The organism is Pseudomonas turukhanskensis, assembly GCF_027922365.1.
Classification (GTDB): domain Bacteria; phylum Pseudomonadota; class Gammaproteobacteria; order Pseudomonadales; family Pseudomonadaceae; genus Aquipseudomonas; species Aquipseudomonas turukhanskensis.
In genome coordinates, this window is record NZ_BSFN01000018.1 from 15,307 (window position 1) to 37,227 (window position 21,921).

The window sequence follows — 21,921 nt, forward strand, 5'->3', positions numbered from 1 at the left end:
ACGGGAGCTGCATGGCGCCTTTGCCTCTAAATGCGGCCATCGTCGTTGATGGCCTTTGCCTGTGTGTAGCAATGGCTGGGCCAATGTGTTCGCCGCCTCATTCTGGAACCCGGCCTTCGGGGGATGACGGCGGTTTTTCCGGCGTTCACCGTCATTCCCGCGCAGGCGGGAATCCAGGTGCGCCGCTATTTTTGCCCGCACTATTCGCGTCACGTTGGGGCGCCGTGCACCGAGTTCGCACTGTTTTGGTCCCGAATCGTTCAACAGGCAATGCACAACCACTGCACCTTGAACCCGCCAACAACGGCTGCTCAGGTGCATTCAAAGCCTTCTGGCACAACCACTGCATACACCCCAGCAACCCGCCGCGTCGTCGCGTGTGGGATGCCCTGTTGATCAATGGCGATCATCTGGCCGCAAACGGCCCGGGTACTACATGACTGCGTCGGGCTTATGGGCCGGCAGCACGAACAGGCAAAGGCGCCTGGAACCTTTTGGTTCCAGGCGTTTTTTTTTGCTTCGATTTTTTGTTTACAAAAACCGGATAGACCTTGCGGGTGCACACATGAACAGCACAAATGAGCGGCAAACCCTGGTGGTAATCGGCAACGGCATGGTGGGCCATCACTGCGTGGAGCAGTTGGTGGAGCGGGGCGCCCTGGCGCATTACCGCATTGAGGTGTTCAGCGAAGAGCCGCTGCGTGCCTATGACCGTGTGCACCTTTCCGAATACTTCGGCGGTCGCGATGCCGAGTCGCTGGCCCTGGGCGAGGCGGGGCTGTATCAGACGCCGGGCGTGACCTTGCACCTGGGCGTGCCGGTGCTGGAAATCGATCGCGCTCGAAACGAGGTGATCACCGCCAACGGCTGCGTACCCTACGACCATCTGGTGTTGGCCACCGGGTCTTATCCCTTTGTGCCGCCTATTGAAGGTGCTGCCGGCGACTCGCGCTTGGTGTACCGCACCCTGGCGGACCTGGACACCATTCAGGCCGCCGCAAAAAACGCCCGCCGTGGCGTGGTGGTCGGCGGCGGCCTGCTCGGTCTGGAAGCAGCCAACGCCCTCAAGTCCCTGGGCCTCGAAGCCCATGTGGTGGAGTTTGCGCCGCGCTTGATGCCCGTGCAGCTGGACGACAACGGCGGCCAGGCCCTGAAGGCGCGAATCGAGGCGCTGGGCGTCAGCGTGCACCTGTCAAGCGGCACTCAGTCGATCACGCCCGGCAGCGACTACCGCTACCGCATGAATTTCGCCAACGATGAGTTTCTGGAAACCGACCTGATCGTTTTCTCCGCCGGCATCCGCCCGCAGGACGCCCTGGCCAAAGCCTGCGAGCTGGACCTGGGAGCCCGTGGCGGCATCGCCATCGACAGCCAATGCCGCACCAGCGATGCGCGCATTTTTGCCATCGGCGAATGCGCGGCCTGGAACGGCAGCATCTTCGGCCTGGTTGCACCGGGTTATCAGATGGCCCGCAGCGTGGCTGCGCAACTGTGCGATGCGGTGGGCTTGAGCGATGACAGCGCGGTGCCGTTTCTCGGTGCCGATATGTCCACCAAACTCAAGCTGCTGGGCGTGGACGTTGGCTCCATTGGCGATGCCCACGGCGCTACGGCGGGTGCGCGCAGCTACCGGTTTATCGACGAAGCCACCTCCACCTACCGCCGCCTGATCGTTTCTGCCGACGGCAAACAAGCCCTCGGCGCCGTGTTGGTAGGCGACAACAGCTACTACGACACGCTGCTGCAATACGTGCAGAACGGCATTGCCCTGCCGGCCGACCCGGCGACGTTGATTCTGCCGCAAGGCAGCGCCGCACCGGCGCTGGGCGTGGACGCATTGCCGGCCACCGCCACCGTGTGCTCGTGTCATAACGTCAGCAAAGGCGCAATCTGCTGCGCCATCGACAGCGGCTGCAGCGACCTGGCCGCCCTCAAAACCAGCACCAAAGCCGCCACCGGTTGCGGCGGCTGTGCGGGCTTGCTCAAGCAGGTGTTCGAACACGAACTCAGCGCCCGTGGCGTGGCGGTGGACAAGAGCCTGTGCGAACACTTTGCCTATACCCGCCAAGAGCTCTATTCACTGGTGCGCGTCGGCGGCATCGAGACCTTCGAGGACATGCTCGCCCGTCATGGCAAAGGCCATGTCGGCTGCGATATCTGCAAACCGGCCATCGGCTCCATTCTGGCCTCGTGCTGGAACCGGCCCATTCAGGAGCCGTGGCTGGTGCCGCTGCAAGACACCAACGACACCTTTATGGCCAATATGCAGAAGAACGGCACCTACTCGGTGGTACCGCGCATACCCGGTGGTGAAATCACTCCGGATGGCCTGATTGCTATCGGCGCAGTGGCTAAAAAATACGACCTGTACACCAAGATTACCGGCGGCCAGCGCATCGACCTGTTCGGCGCACAACTGCACGAGTTGCCGGATATCTGGGGCGAGCTGATTGCCGCCGGCTTTGAAACCGGCCACGCCTACGGCAAGTCCACGCGCACGGTAAAAAGCTGCGTGGGCAGTACCTGGTGCCGCTACGGCGTGCAAGACAGCGTGAAAATGGCGCTGTTTATTGAAGACCGCTACAAGGGCCTGCGCTCGCCGCACAAGCTCAAGTTCGCGGTGTCTGGCTGCACCCGTGAATGCGCCGAGGCCCAGAGCAAAGACGTAGGCGTCATCGCCACCGAGAAGGGCTGGAACCTGTACGTAAGCGGCAACGGCGGCATGCGCCCGCGCCACGCCGAACTGTTTGCCACCGACCTGGATGACCAAACACTCATCCGTTACATCGACCGCTTTCTGATGCTGTACATCCGCACCGCCGACAAACTGCAACGCACCTCGGTGTGGCGCGAAACCCTGGAAGGCGGCCTCGACTACCTCAAGGCCGTGATCATTGACGACAGCCTGGGCCTGGGCGCCGAGCTGGAAGCGCAGATGCAACTGGTGGTCGACCGCTACGAATGCGAATGGGCCAACGCCCTTAACGACCCGGAAAAACTCAAACGCTTCCGCACCTTCGTCAACGCCAAGGGCGGCGATCCGGATATTCATTTCGTCAAAGAACGCGGGCAGATCCGCCCGATGCAGCTCGACGAACTCAAGCTCATCAGCGCAGTGGAGGTGGTGTGATGCAGGCCATGGCAATCGAACAACAGGGCTGGACCGTCGCCTGCGCGCGTAGCGACCTGGTGGCCAATTCCGGGGTGGTGGCGTGGGTGGAAGGCGTGCAGGTGGCGCTGTTTTATCTGCCGGACGGCGAGCAGGTATTTGCCGTGGAAAACCGCGACCCCTTGTCGGGGGCCAATGTGATCGGGCGGGGCATCGTGGGTAGCCTGGCCGGTGACCTGGTGGTGGCGGCGCCGTTGTACAAGCAGCACTTCCGGTTGCAGGACGGCACGTGCCTGGAATACCCCGAACAGGTGTTGAAGGTGTGGCCGGTGCGGGTGAGTGGGGATGTGGTGGAGGTGTATTTAGGCGGGTGAGGCGCTTGACCAGAGATTCTGGATTCCGGCCTGCGCCGGAATGACGGAGGGGTTGCTGGCCCCCATCGTCCCAGCGCAGGCTGGGACCCAGGCTCGTGCAGGAAAATACAGAATGTCTGGCGAGCCAGGGTTGTCTAGAGTGCTATAACCGACTCAACCGATCTTTCAGGCGGACAATACTATCAGACACCTCCTGTGCGCCGTTCTCTGCCTGGCCGCCCTCGGCAGCCAGGCCAACGCCGCGACGCCGGTTTTGACCATCGCCACCAGCGAGCTGCCGCCCTACGTCAGCAGCAACCCGGCGCGCAGCTTTCTTACCGAGCTGTTGCCAGAGGTGGGCAAGGAAATGGGCGTGAAGTTTAAATTCCGTTTTCTGCCCTGGCCGCGCTGCGAACTCGCCGTGCAAGACCTGCAAGCCTGGGCCACCATGCCCTATGTGCCTACGCCCGAGCGCGAGGCGAAGTTTCTGTTCTCGCAGCCCTTGTACGCCAAGAAAACCCTGCTGTTTTATTACCAGCAGGACGAGCGCGAGTACCCGCAGACTTTTACCGCGCTGAGCGAGTTGCAACCCTACAAAATGGGCGGTGTGCGCGGTTACTACTACGAAGCGATGTTTGCCGAAGCCGGGCTTAGCCTGGATTTGGCTACCAGCGAGGAGTCCAGCTTCAAGAAGCTGCGTGCCGGCCGGGTGGACATGGTGGCGGCGGTGGAGGGGGTGGGTTGGGATGTGATTCGCAAACACTTTTCCGTCGATGAACAGCAGGGTTTTCACACCCTGAAAACACCGTTGGCGGTGGGGCACAACTTTCTGATGACCTCGCGTAACTATCCGCAAACCGAGCAACTGTTGGAGCGTTTTAATCAGGCGTTGGCCAAGTTGCGGCGCAATGGTGTTTATAAGGCGATTGCTGAGCGCCATGGGGTGACGGTGGATAACTAGTTGCCTGTAGAAAGGGGACTGTCGTCCCCTCTGCACGCGCTGCTTGACCTTACCTGGGCTTTCCGCTTCGCTCCAGGTCCCTCACTCCGTCGTCGCTCCAGGGGGCGGATCGGAGTGAGGCGGTTGGCATACGTCACCCCTCGCCCGCTTGCGGGAGAGGGGCCGGGGGTGAGGGGCCTTTGATCTTCTTCAGGCCAACGCATCCAACGCTGTCAGCAATGCGCTCCAGCCCATCCGCATAGGCTCATTTGAAAAACTGACTCGGCGTTACCCCGAACTGCTTTTTAAACATCGTGGCAAACGCACTCGGGCTTTCGTAGCCGAGCGCGCCGGCCACATCGATGATGCGTTCGCCTACGGCAATCCGCTCCAGCGCCTGCAACAACCGCGCTTGCTGACGCCACTGGCCAAACGTCATGCCGGTGCCTTTCTGGAACAGCCGTTGAATGGTTTTCTCGTCCAGGTGCAGGCGCCCGCTCCAGTCGGCGAGGGTGGCGTGGTCGCCGGGATTTTCTTGCAGGCTGGCGCAGATAATCGCCACACGCGGGTCGGCCGGTTGCGGCAGGTGCAGGGGCAGGGTGGGGAGGATTTTCAGTTCGTCGAGAATCAGGTTCATCACCCGCGCTTCTCGCGAGTTGTCGGGGTAGGGCTCGGCGATGCCGATGGAAGCCTGGATCAGTTCGCTCAGCAGCGGCGAAATGCTCACGGCCTTGGGGTCGTTGGGCAGGTCGAGGGACGCGTCGGGTTGCACAAATACGCTGCGCATTTTCACCTGGCCGATACAGCGAATGGCGTGCTCCTGGCCGCTGGGCATCCAGATGCCACGACTCGGTGGCACGGTCCACTGGTGCAACGCGGCATGCACGACCATCACGCCGGCGATGGCGTAGATCAGTTGGTGCTTGTTGTGGCTGTGGGGCGGGATGTGCCAATCGGCCGGGTAGTCGTTGGCGCTACTGCTGACGCGCCAAGGCGCAGCGTCGATTTCCCGCACGTGTTCATCAATCGATCTGAACATTGTTTGCTTGGGATAGAACATTGTCTGTTTTGCGATAGTTGTTGTCTGCATTTCGCGAGACAGGCGCTTTTGTTGGCCCGTAGGATAGCGCCGACCCACGAAATTGCCAGCGCATGTTTCTGCGCCTGGCCTTTGTGGCGTGTCTTGACTGTCAGGAAGCTGCCCTATGTCTATCAGTGCCACCGCTTCACCCTCGGCTGCCGCCCCGTCGGTAGCCCAACACGCCAGCCCCTTGGTTATGCGCGTGATCGGCGCCTGCGCCCTGGCGCACCTGGTCAACGACCTGATCCAGGCCGTGCTGCCCTCCATCTACCCGATGCTCAAGGCCAACTACGGCCTGACCTTCGCCCAGGTGGGCCTGATTACCCTGACCTTCCAGCTGACGGCTTCCTTGCTACAACCCTGGGTCGGTTACCACACCGACCGCCACCCCAAACCCTGGCTGCTGCCGGTGGGTTCGCTGTGCACCTTGGTGGGCATTTTGCTGCTGGCGTTTGTCGGCAGTTTTCCGGCGATTTTGCTGGCCTCGGGGTTGGTGGGCATTGGCTCCTCGACCTTCCACCCGGAAGCCTCGCGCATTGCCCGTCTGGCCTCGGGCGGTCGGTATGGCCTGGCGCAGTCCACCTTTCAGGTAGGCGGTAACGCTGGCACCGCGTTCGGCCCGTTGCTCGCCGCCGCCATTGTGATTCCGTATGGCCAGGGGCATGTGGCCTGGTTTGGGGTATTTGCCGTGTTCGCCATTGGCGTGCTCTACGGCCTGAGCCGCTGGTACCGCAACCACCTGAACCTGTTCAAGCTGAAAAGCGGCGGCGTGGCTACCCATGGTTTGTCGAAGCAACGTGTGATCGGCGCGTTGGTGGTGTTGGCGCTGCTGGTGTTCTCCAAGTACTTCTATATGTCGAGCCTGACCAGCTACTTCACGTTTTTCCTGATCGAGAAGTTTGATATCTCCATTGCCAGCTCGCAGCTGTACCTGTTCCTGTTTCTCGGCGCTGTGGCGGCCGGCACCTTTTTCGGCGGGCCGATTGGCGACCGGATCGGGCGCAAGAAAGTGATCTGGTTTTCGATTCTGGGCGCGGCGCCGTTCACCTTGATGCTGCCCTACGTGGACCTGTTCTGGACCAGCGTACTGAGCGTGATCATCGGCTTTATTCTGGCCTCGGCGTTCTCTGCCATCGTGGTGTTTGCCCAGGAGCTGGTGCCGGGCAACGTGGGCATGATTGCCGGGATTTTCTTCGGCTTGATGTTCGGTTTTGGCGGTATCGGCGGCGCGCTGCTTGGCTATATGGCCGATATCCATGGCATTGAATATGTCTTTCGCCTGTGCGCTTTTCTGCCGCTGCTGGGCGTTTTGACGGTGCTGTTGCCGTCGACCAAAGGCGTTTGAAGCGCCGCGGCCAGGGCAACCCTGGCCGCGCGGTGAACGCCCGCTGTCTAGCTGCCCAATGCCTTGGCGGGCAGCTTTGGTGCGCTAAGGGGCGCCAGCCACTGGGCGAGGGTCTCGGGGTGTTGGTCAAGCCACTCACCGGCAGCCTGGTCGGGCGATTTTTGCTGCCGGTTTACGGCGTAATCCAGTTCGGCGACGATGGCATTGGACAGGCAAATACTGGCCAGCACCTGAATCTGTGCCGGCGCCAATATGCCCATGCGATCTTCGCGGGCCAGCAGCACGGCGCGGTCCACGCCTCCGAGCAGGCCTTTGGGATCTTGCAGTTCGCGGATGTGGTGGCGGTGGTGCAGAAATTGCGGGTGCCAGAGCGGCACCACGCCCCATTCGCCGTGGGCAATCAGGCGTTCAAACGCGGCGATGCAGTCTGCTTGGCTGCCGGTACGAAACGCATAGCCGGCGGCCTGTAGGCCATAGTCCAGCATGATTTGCTGCGAAAAACGGCTGATGCCGGCCCCGGGGCCAATACCTTGAATGGTGCGTTGCATACGCGCCAGCACGGTGGGTTTAAGCAGGTCCTCGATGCTGAAAACCGCTGCCTCGGGCACGTAGTCGGGTACGCCCCAGAGGGCATAGGGCTGGTAATGCAGGCCCAACTCGCGGGTGGCAACCGTTTCTTCCACCATCGCCTTGTAACCGCCGTGGCTATCGGGCAGCCAGGCCGAGGCGAGCATGTCGATAGCCCCGGCACGCAATTGCGCGAAGTTGTCCTGGTGCAAGGCATAACTGCGCACTACGTCAACGCCGATGCGTTGCAACACCTGGGTGATGATGGCCGCGGTGGCCCGGTGAAAAGACAGGTCGGTCACGCCCAGGCGCAACGTCCGCGGTAGAGGCGTGGGCTTATTCATAGCGCGGCTCCCACTGTGCAGAAACGTCCAATGCCGGCATGGCCTGGCCAACGATGCGGTCATCGGCTGAGCAGGGGAAGATCATTTCCACGGTGATGCCGTTGGGGTCTTCGAGAAACAACTGGTGCTCACCCACTTCGGGAATCACGCGCTCACGAAAGCTGATGCCCAACTTCACAAAGTGCGTCTGCATCTCGGCCAAACCCTGGCACCGCAAGGACACGTGGTCGATGGCGCCACCCCCGCGCTGGGCAGGTTTGACGCCCAGGTAGGCTTCCAGCTCGCTGCTCAGGTGGGTCAGGGAAACGATGTGCAAAATCGGCTTGCCGCTGGCGTACAGCCAATACCCGCGGAAGCTAAAGGCCGGGCGTGGGCCCATTTGCAAGCCCACCACCTCGCTAAAAAACGCGGCGGTTTCTTCCCAGTGTTCGGTGCGGATGGTGAAGTGGTCCAGGCGTTCGATGTTCATGGTGTCAGCTCCGTTTGCTGCGGTCGGTTTACGTGAGCTGATGCTGCTGTTTTTCCCAGGTTTGAAAAACCAGCGGTGCCCATTAGCACTTTCGTCATTTTGTTGAAGGTTTGCCACGGTGTATGGCCAATGGCGATAGGTGCCAGCGTCAATTGCGATTGGTCTATTCACACGCTGCGCTCTAGGGTCAGCTACCGCCGCTGTCTGTGAGCTGAACCCATGCGTTACCGCCGCCTTGACCTCAACCTGCTGATTGCCCTGGATGCCCTGCTGAGCGAATGCAGTGTCACCCGCGCCGCCGAGCGTTTGTGCCTGGGCCAGTCGGCCACCAGTTCGGCGCTGGGGCGCTTGCGTGAGCATTTCAATGACCCATTGCTTGTGCAGGTTGGCCGCAGCCTGCAGCCCACTACGCTGGGGCTGTCGTTATTGCCCAAGGTGCGCGAGGCCCTGGCCCTGACGCGGGAAATTACCGACGCCCCGGTGCTGTTCGAGCCGGCCACCTGTGACCGACGCTTTACCCTGGTGGCCTCCGATTACGTGGCGGCGGTGTTGCTGCCTGCCGTCAGCCGCGCGTTGGCCCAGGTTGCGCCGCAGGTGCGTCTTACCCTGCGCGACCTGCCGTTGCCGCGCGATGGCGATGTGGTGAGCGAAGCGTTGGACTATCGGCGCAGTGATTGCGTGGTGGTGCCCCAGCGCCGGCTGAATACCAGTTATCCCCATCAGCCGTTGCTCAGCGATGAGCTGTGCTGCCTGGTCAGTGCCGAACAGCCTGACTACGCCCATGGCCTGAGCTTGGCCGCTTACTGCGATGCCGAGCATGTGGTGCGCGAGTTTGCCGATGGCAGGCATTTGGCGCTGGATGCGGCGCATCTGGAGGAGTTGGGCATCCAGCGGCGGGTGGCGGTGGCGCTGGAGAGTTTTGCCTTGATGCCAGATTTTATTGTCGGCACCAAACGGGTGGCTACCTTATTTCGGCGCCAGGCTGAGCTGTTTGCCCAGCGCTATCCACTGCGGGTGGTGGCGGCGCCGTTGGCGTTTCCAACGGCGATGCAGGTGGTGCAGTGGCATCCGTATCAGGATCGGGACCCGGCGCTGGCGTGGTTTCGGGGGGTGTTGCTGGAGCAGGCGGAGATTGTGGGTGCATTCTCCCTCACCCCCGGCCCCTCTCCCGCACGCGGGAGAGGGGAGCAGAGCCGTTGAGTTCGTTTGCCTCACCGCCCGCCGCTCTCCCACAGGCGGGAGAGGGGAGCTCGGGCGCGCCTCGGTCTAGTCCCCTCGCCCCTTGGGGAGAGGGTTAGGGTGAGGGGTTGAAGCACTCAAGCAACCTGCGGGTCACCACAGTCCGCCTGCAACCCCACCGCCGCAATCCCCTCCAACGCACAGCGCTCGTCGTTATCCGAGGTATCCCCGCTCAAACCAATCGCCCCCAGCACCTGCCCGGTCGCCGAGCGAATCAGCACACCGCCGGCCACCGGAATTACCTCACCCCCGGTCAAACTGTTAATGGCATCGAAAAACGCCGGCATGGCCTGCGCGCGGCGGGCCAGCTCGCGACCACCAAAACCCATGCCCAGACAGCCGCGGGCTTTGCCGGTGGCGATCTGCGGACGCAGAAAGCTGGCGTGTTCATCGCGCAACACCGCCAGCGGGTGTCCGGCGCTGTCGAGCACGGCAGCGGCCATGGGTTTCAACCCCAGCTCGCGCGCTGTTTGCAGGGCGGTGCTGGCGATAAGTGCGGCGGTGGTAAAGGTCAGTTCGGCCATGCTCATACGCTCCATTTGCCCAGTTGCGCGACACGGTCGCGGGTGTAGAGGTCGGTCCATTTCAGGGAGTTGAAGTCCGACACCTGCTTGGGGTTGTAGGGGCTGCGCTCCATCCGCACCGGCTGCCCGGCCTTGTACACGGCCTTGAGTTTGCTGCGGTCTTGCAGCACGCAAATGTCGTCCAGCGGCGAGCCGTCGAGCAGCAGAAAGTCCGCTTGCTTGCCCACTTCCAGGGTGCCGAGGGTTTCGCCTCGAGGCATGCAGCGGGCGCCGACGTTGGTGGCGGCAAACAGGGCTTCGGCCGGGGTAAAGCCCAGGCGCGTCACCAGCAGTTCCAGCTCGCGTGCATGCCATTCGCCGTAGGGCGTGACGGCAAAGCCGCTGTCGCTGCCACAGGCGAACGGAATGCCGGCGGCCTTGGCGCGTTTGAGAACCTGGCTGCCCACTTCGAGGGTGCGTGCGCAGTAGCCGGCGTAACCGGTGGTAATGGCCGGGTCGTGGGGTTGGCAGAAGTCCACGGTGTTCTGCGGAAAGGTCATGGTCGGCGCCAGAATGCTGCCGGCTTGCAGCAGCGCTTCGATACAGGCGTCGTCCATATAGAAGGCGTGAAACACCAGGTCGACGCCGGCCTTGGCGGCGTACATCACCGCCTCGCGGCCGTAGGCGTGGGTGGCCACTTTGCAGCCCAGGCGATGGGCTTCGTCGACCATCTCCTTGGTTTCGTCAGCGGTGAAGGCGGCAATGATTTCGCCATTGGGGCGGCGGTGGGTGCCGTCCATGGCGATCTTGATCAGGTCCACGCCGTCTTTGGCTTGCTTGCGCACTTCGGCGATGGCTTCGCTGCGGCTGGTCACCAGGCGTGCGGTGAAATATTCGGGGGCGCCCACGCGGCTCGGGAACCAGTCGTTCAGGCTTTGCCTATTGGTGATCACTCGGCTGCTGGCGGCGATACGCGGGCCGTCGAACATGCCGGCGGCAATCGAGTTGCGCACAGCAATGCTCAACTGGCCGCTGTCGCCAGGGCACACCATGCTGGTGACGCCGGCGGCCAGCACATGCTGAGCGAAGAACAGGCCGCGCAGGGCGCGAAATTCATCGGTGGTCCAGATATCGATGTCTTCTTCGCTTTGGGCATTGCCGAATGCCAAGTGGGTATGCACGTCCACCAGGCCGGGCATTACGAAGTTATCGGCGGCATCCACCACCTGAGCGCCAGGTTGGGGAGCAGGGGCGCTGCTGCGCGGGCCCACATAGGTGAGCAGGCCGTTTTCCACCACCAGGGTTTGCTGCTGGCGGGTGTTCAGGCTGGCGCCGTCGAACAGGGTTTGGCAGTGCAGGTGCAGGGTGCTCATAGCAGTTGGTCACTGTGTTTATGGTTGTGCGGGCAGGCTGCCGGGCAGTGCCGGCGAGCACCAACAGATTGCATCGATGGCCAGGTATCGACGGCCTCAATACCGGCGCAGCGTCAGCGCGGCCGGGCCCCACGCCGCTTCAAGCGAACGCGCCCGGAGGTATCGCAAGTGGCGATGGGTGGCATCGTCATCGGCGATTTTTTCGGCGTGTGTGGCAGCGCCTAAGGTGCGCGCTCTTAACCAAGGAGCTGCACCCATGAGCACCACTCAACACCTGCTGGACCTGGAACAAGAACGCCGCCGTGCCCTGGTGGAAGAAGACCACGCCCGCGTGGCCCAGCTGTTTGCCGATGACCTGGTGTACGTGCACACCACGGGCCTGGTGCAAGGCAAGGCCGACTACCTCGACTACGCGCGCACGGCTGTGCAATACCTGGCCATCGAACGCGGCGAGTTGCAGGTGCGGTTTTATGGTGAAGGCTTGGCGGTAATGACCGGGCCGCAATGCAACACGCTGCAAAAGCGCGGTGGTGATCAGCCGATCAGAGGGGAGGGGTTCGCCACCCAGGTGTGGGCGTTAGGGGAGCAGGGCTGGCAGATAGCGTCGTTCCACGCCACGCGCTCGCCGGCATAACGCATCGCGGCTCAAGCCGCTCCTACAAGGTTGCACAAACCGTAGGAGCGGCTTGAGCCGCGATAGCGGTATCAGGCCGTACGCCCACCCAAGGTTTCGGCAATCCAGTCGGCAATGTACTGCCCGGCATTAATGCTGTTATCAAAGCTCGAATGCTGCACGCCGCCTTCACGCTCGGTGAAGATTTTCAGCTCACGTTTGGGGCTGTTTACCAGTTGCTCGTAAGTGCGATGGGCCCACTTGAGGGGGATCTGCGAGTCTTTCTCGCCATGGGTGACCAGGAACGGCACCTTGATGCGGTCAAGCACGCCATCCAGATGCACGTTCTCGGCAATGGCCATAAAGTCGTCCTGGTCTTTGGCACCCCACACCCAGCGCACATGCGCCCAGTAATGCGGCACCGGGAAGCTGCCCTCTTTTTCCAGCCGACGTTTTTGCACATCGCGCCAGTCGTGGTTGGCGCCCCACACCACGCCGCAGGCAAAACGCGGCTCGAATGCGACGGCCCGCGGGCAGTAGTAGCCACCGAGCGATACACCTTCCAGGCCAATACGTTTGGCGTCGAATTCGCTGCGGGTTTCCAGCCAGTCCACCACACGGCTGGCCCAGTGCTCGCTATCGTAGCGGGCAGTGAGGTTATGCAGGCGCAACGCTTCACCCGTGCCGGGCTGGTCGATGATCAGCGAGGCCACGCCACGCTTGGCCAACCAGGCGGGGAGACCGACGCGGTATTTCATTTCCTTGGTCGAATCCAGGCCGTTGACCTGCACCAGAATCGGCTGCGGACCGGTGACGCCTTCGGCACGCACCAGCAGCCCGGAAATCACGCTGCCTTCGTAGGGGATTTCCACGCGCTCGCAGTTTTCTCTGGACAGCTCGATGCCGCGGGCAAAGGTGTGCAGAAAGGTCTGGTAAAGCGCCGTACGGCCTTCGGCACCATGGGCTTGCAGGCGTTCGCAGGTGAGGTAGTAGGTGGCGGCGCGGTTGTATTTTTCCCCGGCCGAAAGCAGGCGGCCGGCGGCTTCATCTTCTTCGGCCAGGCCGCAGAGTTTGTCGGCCATTTTCTGCCAGGTTTCGCGAAAGGCTTTGGTACCGGCGGCATCGGGCTGCTTGGCGGCTTCTTGCAGCGGCGCGCACATTTCCTCGATCTCGCCCATGCGGGCGCCCATTTCAATGGCCAGGTCGACCGACAGGTTCCAGACGTAGTTGGTGGGGAAGTAGCGGAACATTTTTTATTGTCCTTTTGCGGGCGAAAAAAGGCGGGCCAGGCAGGCCCTTTGCGCACGGTAAGGAGCAGGCAGGTATTTGGCCAATCGTGAGTGGGGATGCGAGGTATCACAGCGCGCGATAGGTGGGCACCGCGATATCGATGCCTGGAACAAGAGCGTCGTGTGCACAGTTCAAGGTGTAAATCCAGATACCTTGTATCGCGTTTGACGATGCCTCATAACAAATCATGCGATTGGTTGAAATGATGATTGCGCTTGTACGGTAGCCTCACTTCTTGGCGTGCGTCCAAGGTGTTCGATAACAACAAAAAAGGAACCGCATAAATGAGCGACAACATTGCAGCTATCAGTAACGGTGCCAAGGGCAAACGCATCGCGATCATTGGCGCAGGCCCCGGCGGTATTGCTGCTGGCGTGGCACTGCACCAGGCCGGTTTTGCCGTTACGGTGTTTGAGCGTAACCCCGAACTGCGTCCGCTTGGCGGCGCCATCATTCTCAATGCCACCGGCATCGTGATTCTGCGCAGTCTGGGTGTGCAGGTGGACGATATTTTCTCGGCTGGCCTGCCGGAATTTCGCCGCTATGACGGCCGTGTGCGGGTCAATTTCGATATCGATATGGCACTGATGGAGCAAGCCGGTGTGACCGGTTGGCAGTCCGGCATGATGCGCTCGGAGCTGTACAAACGCCTGCTCGCCGCCGCGCCCGCCAACCTGATCAGCACCAGCCACAGCTTTACCCACTATGTGGAAAAAGAGGGCGTTACCACCGTGCATTTTGCCGAGGGGCAGCAGTACGAATGTGACCTGGTGATCGGTGCCGACGGCATTCAGTCCAAGGTGCGCGAACAGCTCTGGGGCGCCTCAGAACTCAAGCACCTGGGCATTGCCGTGTGGTTGGGGTGGTGCGAGCTGCAAGGGCCGGAGCGCAAGAAAATCGTCATTAGCCATGACCATGCCTATCAAATGGGCTACGCCCCGTTGCGCTATCAGGACAAGGACTGCTTCGAATGGTGGTTCGTGGAAAAATGCGCTGAAAACCAGATCGAGCCTAGCGACCCCGCCGCGTACGTGCGCGAGCGCATTGGCCACTTCAGTTATCCGATGCCCGAGATTCTGGCCGCCACTGACACAGCCCATAACCTGTTCCGCTGGGTGGTGAAATACCGTGAGCCGCTCAAACAGTGGTCCAAGGGGCGCGTGACTATCATGGGCGACGCGGCGCACCCGACATCGCCGTATGCCGCGTATGGCGCGGGCATGGCCATTGAAGACGGATTCTTCCTCGCCAAATACCTGCGTGGCCGCGACCTGAGTGACAGTGCCGCGCTGCAGGCCGGCTTGCAGCGTTATGACGAGCAGCGGGTGGACTACACCAACCAGACCACGGCGTTTGCACGTTTCCTCGGGCGGCTGTACCACGGCATTCCCGCACCGCTTAACCGCTTGCGCGACTTGTTTCTCGACCACTCCAGCCTGCCGGCAAAAATGATCAGCAAAGGCGTGACTGGCGAGGCCCAGGCGTTGTTGCGGGCGGTGCTGGAGCCGGTGGATTGATCGCCGGTCAGGCCGCCTGCATCTGTTCCACGCTGTGAACAAAGGCGGTGATCCGATCGCGTAACCAGCGGTGCATCGGATCGCCGTCCACGCTGCGGTGCCACAACATCACTTCGCGCATCACCGGGATCTTTACCGGTGGCGGCAAAATCCGTAGGGGCAAATGGGCGGCATACAGCCGCGCCAGGCGCTGATGCATGGTGGCGATGCGTTGAGTGCCCACCACCAATTGCGGCAGCGTGTTGAAGTCGTTGGTGATCACTTCCAGGCGCCGGTTGAAGCCGTACTGGGTGATAAACCATTCCTCGATGCTCATATGGCGGGTTCGCCCAAACCCCACCGACACATGGCCCATCTCCATGTATTTTTCCAGTGTCAGGTGATCACCGACCTGGGTGTTGCCATTCCACACCACGCACACGTGCTCTTCCTCGAACAGCAATTGCGAGGGATGACCTTCAAGGGTGTAGCGGTCGGGAACGATCATCAGGTCGACTTCACCGCGCATCAGCAGCTCGCCCGAGTTGTCGCTGGGGCCAATCATTTCGAACGTGATATGCGGCGCTTCCTGATGGATGCGCTCGATGACCTGGGCGAACAGCACGCTGATCAGGTAGTCGGAGGTCATCAGGCGGAAATGGCGCTTGCTGGTCGCCGGGTCGAACACCGGCTTGGCGGTGATGGAGCTCTGAATGGTCAGCAGCACTTCGCGTACCGGCGCCATCAACTCCAGGGCGTAGGGCGTGGGCTGCATTTTGCGGCCTACCTGCACCAGCAGTTCGTCTTCGAAATAGGTGCGCAACCGCCCGAGCACACCGCTGGTGGCGGATTGGGTCATGTGCAGACGTTCAGCGGCGCGAGTGATGTTCTGCTCTTCGAGCAACACATCCAGCGCCACCAGGAGGTTCAGGTCCAGGTGGTTGAATCGCATGGCGGCCAATCTCTTTGTTGTATTTATTTTCGCGATACATTCCGGACAAAGTATCAGCGCGTCAACCCTTCCTAAGAAATCTCCTTCTCCGTTTTCAGTCATTTCCGCACGAGTACTGCTGTGCCAACAGGTATCGCGTTTGCTGATAGGTCACATCCCAACACGCGATTAGTCAGCTGCCACCACCGGCGGCACAGTTCGCCGCAGTCGGCCGTGACCGACACCACCACCGGCGTTCCAATCAACCGCCGGATCATAATTTCAATGGAGTGGTAGCCATGAATATCATTGGCCTTGACGCCCTGATCTTTGGTGTCGATGACATCCAAGCCTGTACCGATTGCCTGCGTGATTACGGTTTGCACCCTGTGGGCGTAGATGCCAACGGCGGGCGCTTCGAAGCCCTGGATGGCACCGCAATCATCATCCGCCGCGCTGATGACGCCACCTTGCCGGCGGCCATGGGTCCAGCGCCCTCGATTCGTGAAACTGTCTATGGCGTCGCCAGCGCCGCCGACCTCGATGCGATCGAAGACGAACTGGCCCGCGATCGCCTGGTAACCCGCGACGAGCAGGGCGTGTTGCACAGCGTCGACGACCTGGGTTTTGCCATCGGCTTCCAGCTCACCGTGCGCAAGCCCTTCACCGCACCGAACGATTTGAGCAACGCTCCCGGCCATGCACCGCAGCGCCCGCTGAACCAGCCTGGTATCACCCTGGACATGGCCGCTGTGCCACGCACGCTGTCCCACGTGGTGTATTTCGTGCCGGATGCGGCCAAAGGCGAAGCGTTCTACGCCAACCGCCTGGGTTTCAAAACCACCGACACCTTTATCGGCGCCGGCCCCTTTATGCGCCCGGCCGGCTCCGACGATCACCACTGCCTGTTCATGATCCAGACCCCGCCGCATATGAAGGGCTGTGAACACTTCACCTTCCATATGGGCAGCGGCACTGAAGTGCTGCTGGCCGGCCGACGCTTTGAGCAAAAGGGCTGGACCAGTTTCTGGGGCCCGGGCCGCCACCTGTTTGGTTCCAACTGGTTCTGGTACTTCAACAGCCCGCTGGGTTGCCACATCGAATACGACGCCGACATGGACAAGCATGACGACGAATGGGAAGCCCGTGTGGCGCCAATGAGCGCCGATAACTCGCAGCTGTTCCTGTTTACCTCGAAAGAAAAATGGGCGCCGGGTGGTCCGCCACCGAAGCAGGGTTGAGTGGTGGGTTTTTCCCTGTGTCGCAGTGACGAAATAGTTGAGGGCCAGGCGCGCGGATTCGACCCCGAGCAGCGTGGCAGAGACAGCATTTTTGCCCTGCGCCACGACGGCCAGATCCGCATTTACCGCAACAGCTGCCCGCACCTCGATGTGCGCCTTGAGTACCGCAAGGACCGATTCATGTCGGCCGATGGCCAACTGATCATGTGTTACGCCCACGGCGCGCAGTTTTTACCGGCGACGGGGGAGTGCATTTACGGGCCTTGTCTGGGGGAGCGGTTGCAGGCGGTGCAGTGGTGGGAAGAGGGTGGTTGGGTGGTGTTGGACACCACGCAAATTGAATCCCCTCTCCCGCGTGCGCGAGAGGGTTAGGGTGAGGGCAGCGGTTTTGGCGTGTGCGGCGATTGTGGAACGTGCGCGCAGTTTGCCCTCACCCCCGGCCCCTCTCCCGCACGCGGGAGAGGGGTGAACAGCAGTTGAGTTTGTTATGCCCTCACCCCCGGCCCTTTGCGAGCGCGGGAGAGGGGAGCAGAGCAGTTGAGTTGGTTTGGTATCTCGCGCCGCGATACATCCCATCCCTATAAGCGATTAGTCATCTTCCTGGTTTGCCGGGAAAGTGGCCCACAACGAAGCGGCGCCTGCGCCGTTCGATGAACAAAAATAATAAGTGAGACATGCCATGAATGCAGTCAACGCTTCAGCCGTGAAGAAGGTCCTCATCGTAGGTGGTGGCATCGGCGGTCTGTGCGCTGCCATCGCGCTGCGCCGCAAGGGCATCGCGGTTGATCTGATCGAACTCAAGGCCGAATGGACCGTTTACGGCGTCGGCATCATCCAGCAAAGCAACGTCGTGCGTGAGATGGCCAAGCTGGGCGTACTCGACGGCTACCTCGACGCGGCCTACGCCTTCGAGGATGTGGCTATCTACGGGCCTGGCGGCCAGCTCCTGGCGCGCATTCCCGGTCAGCGCCTGGCAGGTCCGGAGTACCCGGCCAACGTCGGTATCTCGCGCCTGGCACTGCACAACGTGCTGTGCAACACCGCGCTGGAGCTGGGTGCCAAGGTGCGCCTTGGCCTGAGCGTGGAAACCCTTACTGAACAGGCCGATAGCGTCAGCGCGCTGTTTACCGATGGCAGCAGCGGCGATTACGACCTGGTGGTCGGTGCCGATGGCCTGTATTCCAAAGTACGTAGCCTGGTGTTCGGTGATAAATACACGCCACGTTTCACCGGCCAGGCGGTATGGCGCTACAACTTCCCCCGCGCGCCGCAGATCGACCACCTGGCCAATTTTCAGAGTGCCGAAGGCAACGCCGGCCTGGTGCCGTTGGCCGGTGACCTGATGTACCTCTTCCTCACCTCCCACGAACCCGACAACCCCTGGATGGATACCGCCACCCTGGCCGAGCAGATGCGCGTGCGCCTGCAGGGCTTTACCGGCCTGATCGGCGAGCTGCGTGAGCAAATCACCGACAGCGCGCAGGTGGTCTACAAGCCGATGGAAGTGGTGTTCGTCAACGAGCCCTGGTACCGCGGCCGAGTGCTGTTGATTGGCGATGCCGCCCACGCCACCACGCCGCACCTGGGGCAGGGCGCCGGTATGGCCATTGAAGATGCCGTGGTGCTCAGCGAAGAACTCACCGCTGGCGGTGATATCGCCCAGCAGCTGCAGCGCTTTATGGCGCGGCGTTTCGAGCGCTGCAAGTACATCAGCGAAAGCTCGGTGCTGGCCGGCGACAAAGAGATGGCGCACGACCGTGAGTTCGACCGTATCGGCCTGGTCAAGCAAATGCTCGCCCGGACCGCTGAACCAATCTGAGGAAACAGATCCGCACCGAGGCGCTCGGCGGGCGCGCTCGGTGGAGCTGATGCTCAGTAACCCTGAGTTGTAACCGTAAGACCTGCGTGCGACTGGCGCCTGAAGGTGCCGGCGAAACTAAAAGAAGAACAATAGCGAGGTTTCTCCATGGCTCGTTTTCACACTGCTGCCTTGCGCGGCGGACGCCCTCCCTTTGCCCTCAGTTTGGCCGGGCTACTGGTTGGCGTGCTCTCGGCAAATGCTCAGGCATTTGAGTTCGACACCGGTAATCCGGACCTGCGGGCCCGGTGGGACAACACCCTCAAGTACAGCGCCGCGTGGCGCACCGAGGGCAAGTCCGACAAGCTCAGCGAGGCGCAAAACCTCAATGACGGCGACAACAACCTGGACAAGGGGCTGATCTCCAACCGCCTCGATGTGCTGTCGGAAATGGACATCACCTATAAGAACGTCGGTGCCCGCGTCAGCGGCGCAGCCTGGTATGACGATGTCTATAACAAGCCCAACGACAACGATGCCGATGGCGGCGTAAACAGCTATTCGGTAGACCCCGACCACTTCACCGACGACACCCGCAAGCTGCACGGCCGACAGGGCGAGCTGCTGGATGCGTTCCTCTTTGGCCGCAGCGAAATCGGCGATATGCCGGTGTCCGGGCGCATTGGCCAATACGCAATGCAATGGGGTGAAAGCCTGTTTTACGGCATGAACGGCATTGCCGGGGGCATGGCACCTATCGATGTGGTCAAGGCCCTGTCGGTACCCAACACCCAGTTCAAGGAACTGATCCGCCCGGTGGAGCAAGTGTCCGGCCAGTTGCAACTGACGCCCGACGTTACCCTCGGCGCTTACTACCAGTTCGAGTGGGAAGCCAACCGCCTGCCGGCCGCGGGCAGCTACTTCTCCAGCGATGACTTCTTTGGCGATGGTAACGAACGCTTGTACGTCGGTGCGCCGCTGTTCCCCGGTGCCCAGCCGCTGGCCTTCTACCACGGCAAAGACAAAGACGCGAAAGACTCCGGGCAGGGCGGTATGCAACTGCGCTGGCGCACCGAAACCGTGGACTGGGGTTTCTACGCTATCCGTTTCCACGACAAGTCGCCGCAGCTGAATGTGCGCCCCAACTTTGCCGCGCTCGATCCGTTTACTGGCAAGGCCGGCGAGTACTACTGGGTGTACCCCGAAGGCATCGAGTCGGTGGGCGCCAGCTTCTCCACCACGGTTGAGCAATTCAACATTGCCGGTGAGCTTTCCACCCGCTGGAACCAACCGCTGGCCTCCACCAACCAGCACTCGCTGGCTGTAGACGAAAGCATCAGCAATGACCCCGACGATGCGATTTACGCCACCGGCCGCACGCTGCACGCCAACCTGTCGTGGCTGGCCAGCCTGGAGCCTTCGTTTATTGCGCCCGAAGCCAGCTTTATTGGCGAGATCGCCTGGAACCGCACCTTGAGCGTCACCCGTAACCCGGACGCCGTAGACCCCAACGCCGACCGCGACGCCTGGAGCGTGCGCGCTGTGTACGAGCCGATGTACCGCCAGGCGTTCGCCGGCATGGATATCAGCGTGCCGATGGGCATGAGCTTTACCCATGGCAAGTCCGAATCCCTGGGCACCGCGTTCGGTGCTGACCGCGGCGGCGATATCAACATCGGCATCAAGGGCAACTACCTCAATACCTGGAGCCTGGGCCTGACCTACACGCACTACTACGGTCCGGAAGACACCTTCCTCGATGCCAATAACAACTACACGTTCGAGCAATCGCTGAAAGACCGCGACTTTGTCGCCGTCAGCGTTAGCCGCACGTTCTGAGGAGCTACTGATGCAGACTCGTAACCACTTCACAGCCTTGCTGACTGCCTTGGCTGCCTCCCTGCTGTTCGCCCAGGGGGCGATGGCCGCCGATGCCGCCAGCCTGAAAACCACCCTGACGCCGCTGGGTGCCGAGCGCGCTGCCAACGCCGATGGCAGCATTCCGGCCTGGGATGGCGGCTTGACCAAAGCCGACCCGGCCTACAAAGACGGCGGTAAACGCAGCGACCCGTTCGCTGGCGAAAAACCGCTGTTCAGCATCAACGCGCAGAACGCCGCGCAGTACGCCGACAAGCTCAGCGTGGGCACCCTGGCGATGCTGAAAAAGTACCCCGATTCCTATCGCCTGGACGTGTACCCCACCCACCGCACTGCCGCCGCGCCGCAAGCCGTGTATGACGCCACGGCGGCCAACGCCAGCAGCGCCAAACTGGTGGACGGCGCCTCCGGCCCGACGCCGCAGAACGCTCAGGGCGGCATTCCATTTCCGCTGCCACAGAATGGCGCCGAAGCCATCTGGAACCATCTGCTGCGCTGGCGCGGGGCGTCCTGGCACACCACGTTCACCCAGTATTTGACCACCACCGATGGCAAGCATGTGCTGACCAACGATTCGCGGGCCGACATGCAGATGCCGTTCTACCTCCCCGGTGGCGCTGAGAAAGACGGGGTGTTCTGGGCGATTCGGTTGATCAACGACGGACCACCTTTGCGCGCCGGCGAAGCCATTCTGGGGCGTGAAAACCTCGATGCCGACAAAGCCGGCGCCTGGACCTATCTGCCCGGCCAGCGCCGTGTGCGCCGGTTGCCCAACGCCTGCTGCGACACGCCGACACCGGCCACCGCCGGGGTGATGAGTTTTGACGAACTCTACGTGTTCAACGGCCGTATCGACCGCTTTGACTGGAAGCTGGTCGGCAAGAAGGAGCTGTATATCCCGTACAACTCCAACCGCGTGCTGACCGCCAAAGGGCCCGACGAGTTGTTGAGTGATCACCACCTCAACCCCGACGTGCTGCGCTGGGAACTGCACCGCGTGTGGGTAGTGGAGGCAACGCTGAAAAGCGGCAAGCGCCATGTGTTGCCAAAAAGCACCTACTACCTCGACGAAGACACCTGGGCCGCCGTGCTGGGCGAGCGCTACGACAGCAAAAACCAGTTGGCCAAAGTGCTGTGGACCACGCCTGTGGTGGTGCCCGATCTGCCTGGCGTCGTCACCGTGACCAACGGCTTCTACGACTTGCTGTCCGGGGCCTGGTTCGCCGGCGACATCTTCGCTGGCAAGAACGAGCAATACCGCATCGTCGCGCCTTACCCCGAGTCGGTATTCACCCCCGATTCATTGGCCGGTGAAGGTATTCGCTAGGCACCCGCTGTAGGTGTAAAGGGC

19 protein-coding genes are annotated in these 21,921 nt (G+C 61.8%); 12 read left to right on the forward strand and 7 right to left on the reverse strand.

What is annotated here, in order from left to right:
* Window positions 1-565: 565 nt before the first annotated feature.
* The 3 genes from nirB (at window position 566) to PKE98_RS21485 (ending at window position 4,423) form a co-directional block, all read left to right on the forward strand.
* On the forward strand, window positions 566-3,130 hold the full coding sequence (gene nirB, locus PKE98_RS21475; RefSeq protein ID WP_271197436.1) for a nitrite reductase large subunit NirB: 2,565 nt from the start codon (window positions 566-568) through the stop codon (window positions 3,128-3,130).
* Window positions 3,130-3,483 (forward strand): nitrite reductase small subunit NirD, encoded by a 354-nt coding sequence (nirD, locus tag PKE98_RS21480; protein WP_271197437.1) that lies wholly within the window; start codon window positions 3,130-3,132, stop codon window positions 3,481-3,483. Before nirB ends, nirD begins: the two co-directional genes overlap by 1 nt.
* Window positions 3,484-3,736: 253 nt before the next feature.
* Window positions 3,737-4,423: a substrate-binding periplasmic protein gene (locus PKE98_RS21485; RefSeq protein WP_271197438.1), complete on the forward strand. Its 687-nt coding sequence runs from the start codon at window positions 3,737-3,739 to the stop codon at window positions 4,421-4,423.
* A gap of 244 nt (window positions 4,424-4,667) precedes the next feature.
* Here PKE98_RS21485 and PKE98_RS21490 read toward each other — a convergent pair whose 3' ends face one another.
* Window positions 4,668-5,441, reverse strand: coding sequence for an AraC family transcriptional regulator (locus tag PKE98_RS21490; protein ID WP_271197439.1), 774 nt, complete (start codon window positions 5,439-5,441; stop codon window positions 4,668-4,670).
* Between the two features lie 166 nt (window positions 5,442-5,607).
* On the opposite strand from PKE98_RS21490, the gene PKE98_RS21495 reads away from it, so the two are divergent.
* Window positions 5,608-6,828, forward strand: a complete 1,221-nt coding sequence (locus PKE98_RS21495; protein ID WP_271197440.1) for an MFS transporter — start codon at window positions 5,608-5,610, stop codon at window positions 6,826-6,828.
* Window positions 6,829-6,875: 47 nt separating this feature from the next.
* Here PKE98_RS21495 and PKE98_RS21500 read toward each other — a convergent pair whose 3' ends face one another.
* Window positions 6,876-7,739, reverse strand: coding sequence for a glycine betaine ABC transporter substrate-binding protein (locus PKE98_RS21500; RefSeq protein WP_271197441.1), 864 nt, complete (start codon window positions 7,737-7,739; stop codon window positions 6,876-6,878).
* Complete coding sequence (locus PKE98_RS21505) at window positions 7,732-8,208, reverse strand: VOC family protein (RefSeq protein ID WP_271197442.1); 477 nt, start codon at window positions 8,206-8,208, stop codon at window positions 7,732-7,734. The genes PKE98_RS21500 and PKE98_RS21505 overlap by 8 nt, the downstream gene beginning before the upstream one ends.
* A gap of 219 nt (window positions 8,209-8,427) precedes the next feature.
* Between PKE98_RS21505 and PKE98_RS21510 the strand changes: the two genes are divergently transcribed.
* Window positions 8,428-9,408, forward strand: coding sequence for a LysR family transcriptional regulator (locus PKE98_RS21510; RefSeq protein ID WP_271197443.1), 981 nt, complete (start codon window positions 8,428-8,430; stop codon window positions 9,406-9,408).
* 116 nt (window positions 9,409-9,524) lie between these two features.
* Here the strand turns inward: PKE98_RS21510 and PKE98_RS21515 are convergent, their stop codons facing one another.
* Together PKE98_RS21515 and PKE98_RS21520 are read right to left on the reverse strand one after the other, a co-directional pair.
* Window positions 9,525-9,971: a GlcG/HbpS family heme-binding protein gene (locus PKE98_RS21515; protein ID WP_271197444.1), complete on the reverse strand. Its 447-nt coding sequence runs from the start codon at window positions 9,969-9,971 to the stop codon at window positions 9,525-9,527.
* Between the two features lie 2 nt (window positions 9,972-9,973).
* Window positions 9,974-11,323, reverse strand: a complete 1,350-nt coding sequence (locus PKE98_RS21520) for a metal-dependent hydrolase family protein (RefSeq protein ID WP_271197445.1) — start codon at window positions 11,321-11,323, stop codon at window positions 9,974-9,976.
* Between the two features lie 256 nt (window positions 11,324-11,579).
* Between PKE98_RS21520 and PKE98_RS21525 the strand changes: the two genes are divergently transcribed.
* Entirely contained in the window at window positions 11,580-11,957 is a 378-nt protein-coding gene (locus tag PKE98_RS21525; protein ID WP_271197446.1) for a nuclear transport factor 2 family protein, read from the forward strand.
* 71 nt (window positions 11,958-12,028) lie between these two features.
* Here PKE98_RS21525 and PKE98_RS21530 read toward each other — a convergent pair whose 3' ends face one another.
* The gene (locus tag PKE98_RS21530) at window positions 12,029-13,186 is read right to left on the reverse strand and encodes an alpha/beta hydrolase family protein (RefSeq protein WP_271197447.1); all 1,158 of its coding nucleotides are present in this window, start codon (window positions 13,184-13,186) and stop codon (window positions 12,029-12,031) included.
* A gap of 324 nt (window positions 13,187-13,510) precedes the next feature.
* On the opposite strand from PKE98_RS21530, the gene PKE98_RS21535 reads away from it, so the two are divergent.
* Window positions 13,511-14,743 carry an FAD-dependent oxidoreductase gene (locus tag PKE98_RS21535; protein WP_271197448.1) on the forward strand — a complete coding sequence of 411 codons (1,233 nt, stop codon included), beginning with the start codon at window positions 13,511-13,513 and terminating at the stop codon, window positions 14,741-14,743.
* Between the two features lie 7 nt (window positions 14,744-14,750).
* Here the strand turns inward: PKE98_RS21535 and PKE98_RS21540 are convergent, their stop codons facing one another.
* The gene (locus tag PKE98_RS21540) at window positions 14,751-15,674 is read right to left on the reverse strand and encodes a LysR family transcriptional regulator (RefSeq protein ID WP_271197449.1); all 924 of its coding nucleotides are present in this window, start codon (window positions 15,672-15,674) and stop codon (window positions 14,751-14,753) included.
* A gap of 278 nt (window positions 15,675-15,952) precedes the next feature.
* On the opposite strand from PKE98_RS21540, the gene PKE98_RS21545 reads away from it, so the two are divergent.
* From PKE98_RS21545 to PKE98_RS21565, 5 genes are all read left to right on the forward strand, one after another.
* Window positions 15,953-16,894, forward strand: coding sequence for a VOC family protein (locus PKE98_RS21545; RefSeq protein WP_271197450.1), 942 nt, complete (start codon window positions 15,953-15,955; stop codon window positions 16,892-16,894).
* A 3-nt stretch (window positions 16,895-16,897) separates the two neighbouring features.
* A complete protein-coding gene (locus PKE98_RS21550; RefSeq protein ID WP_373877897.1) occupies window positions 16,898-17,266 on the forward strand; it encodes a Rieske (2Fe-2S) protein in 369 nt (122 codons plus the stop codon).
* A gap of 307 nt (window positions 17,267-17,573) precedes the next feature.
* Window positions 17,574-18,713, forward strand: a complete 1,140-nt coding sequence (locus PKE98_RS21555; RefSeq protein ID WP_271197452.1) for an FAD-dependent oxidoreductase — start codon at window positions 17,574-17,576, stop codon at window positions 18,711-18,713.
* A gap of 147 nt (window positions 18,714-18,860) precedes the next feature.
* The gene (locus tag PKE98_RS21560) at window positions 18,861-20,531 is read left to right on the forward strand and encodes a DUF1302 domain-containing protein (RefSeq protein ID WP_271197453.1); all 1,671 of its coding nucleotides are present in this window, start codon (window positions 18,861-18,863) and stop codon (window positions 20,529-20,531) included.
* Window positions 20,532-20,541: 10 nt separating this feature from the next.
* Complete coding sequence (locus tag PKE98_RS21565) at window positions 20,542-21,897, forward strand: DUF1329 domain-containing protein (RefSeq protein WP_271197454.1); 1,356 nt, start codon at window positions 20,542-20,544, stop codon at window positions 21,895-21,897.
* Window positions 21,898-21,921 lie beyond the last annotated feature (24 nt).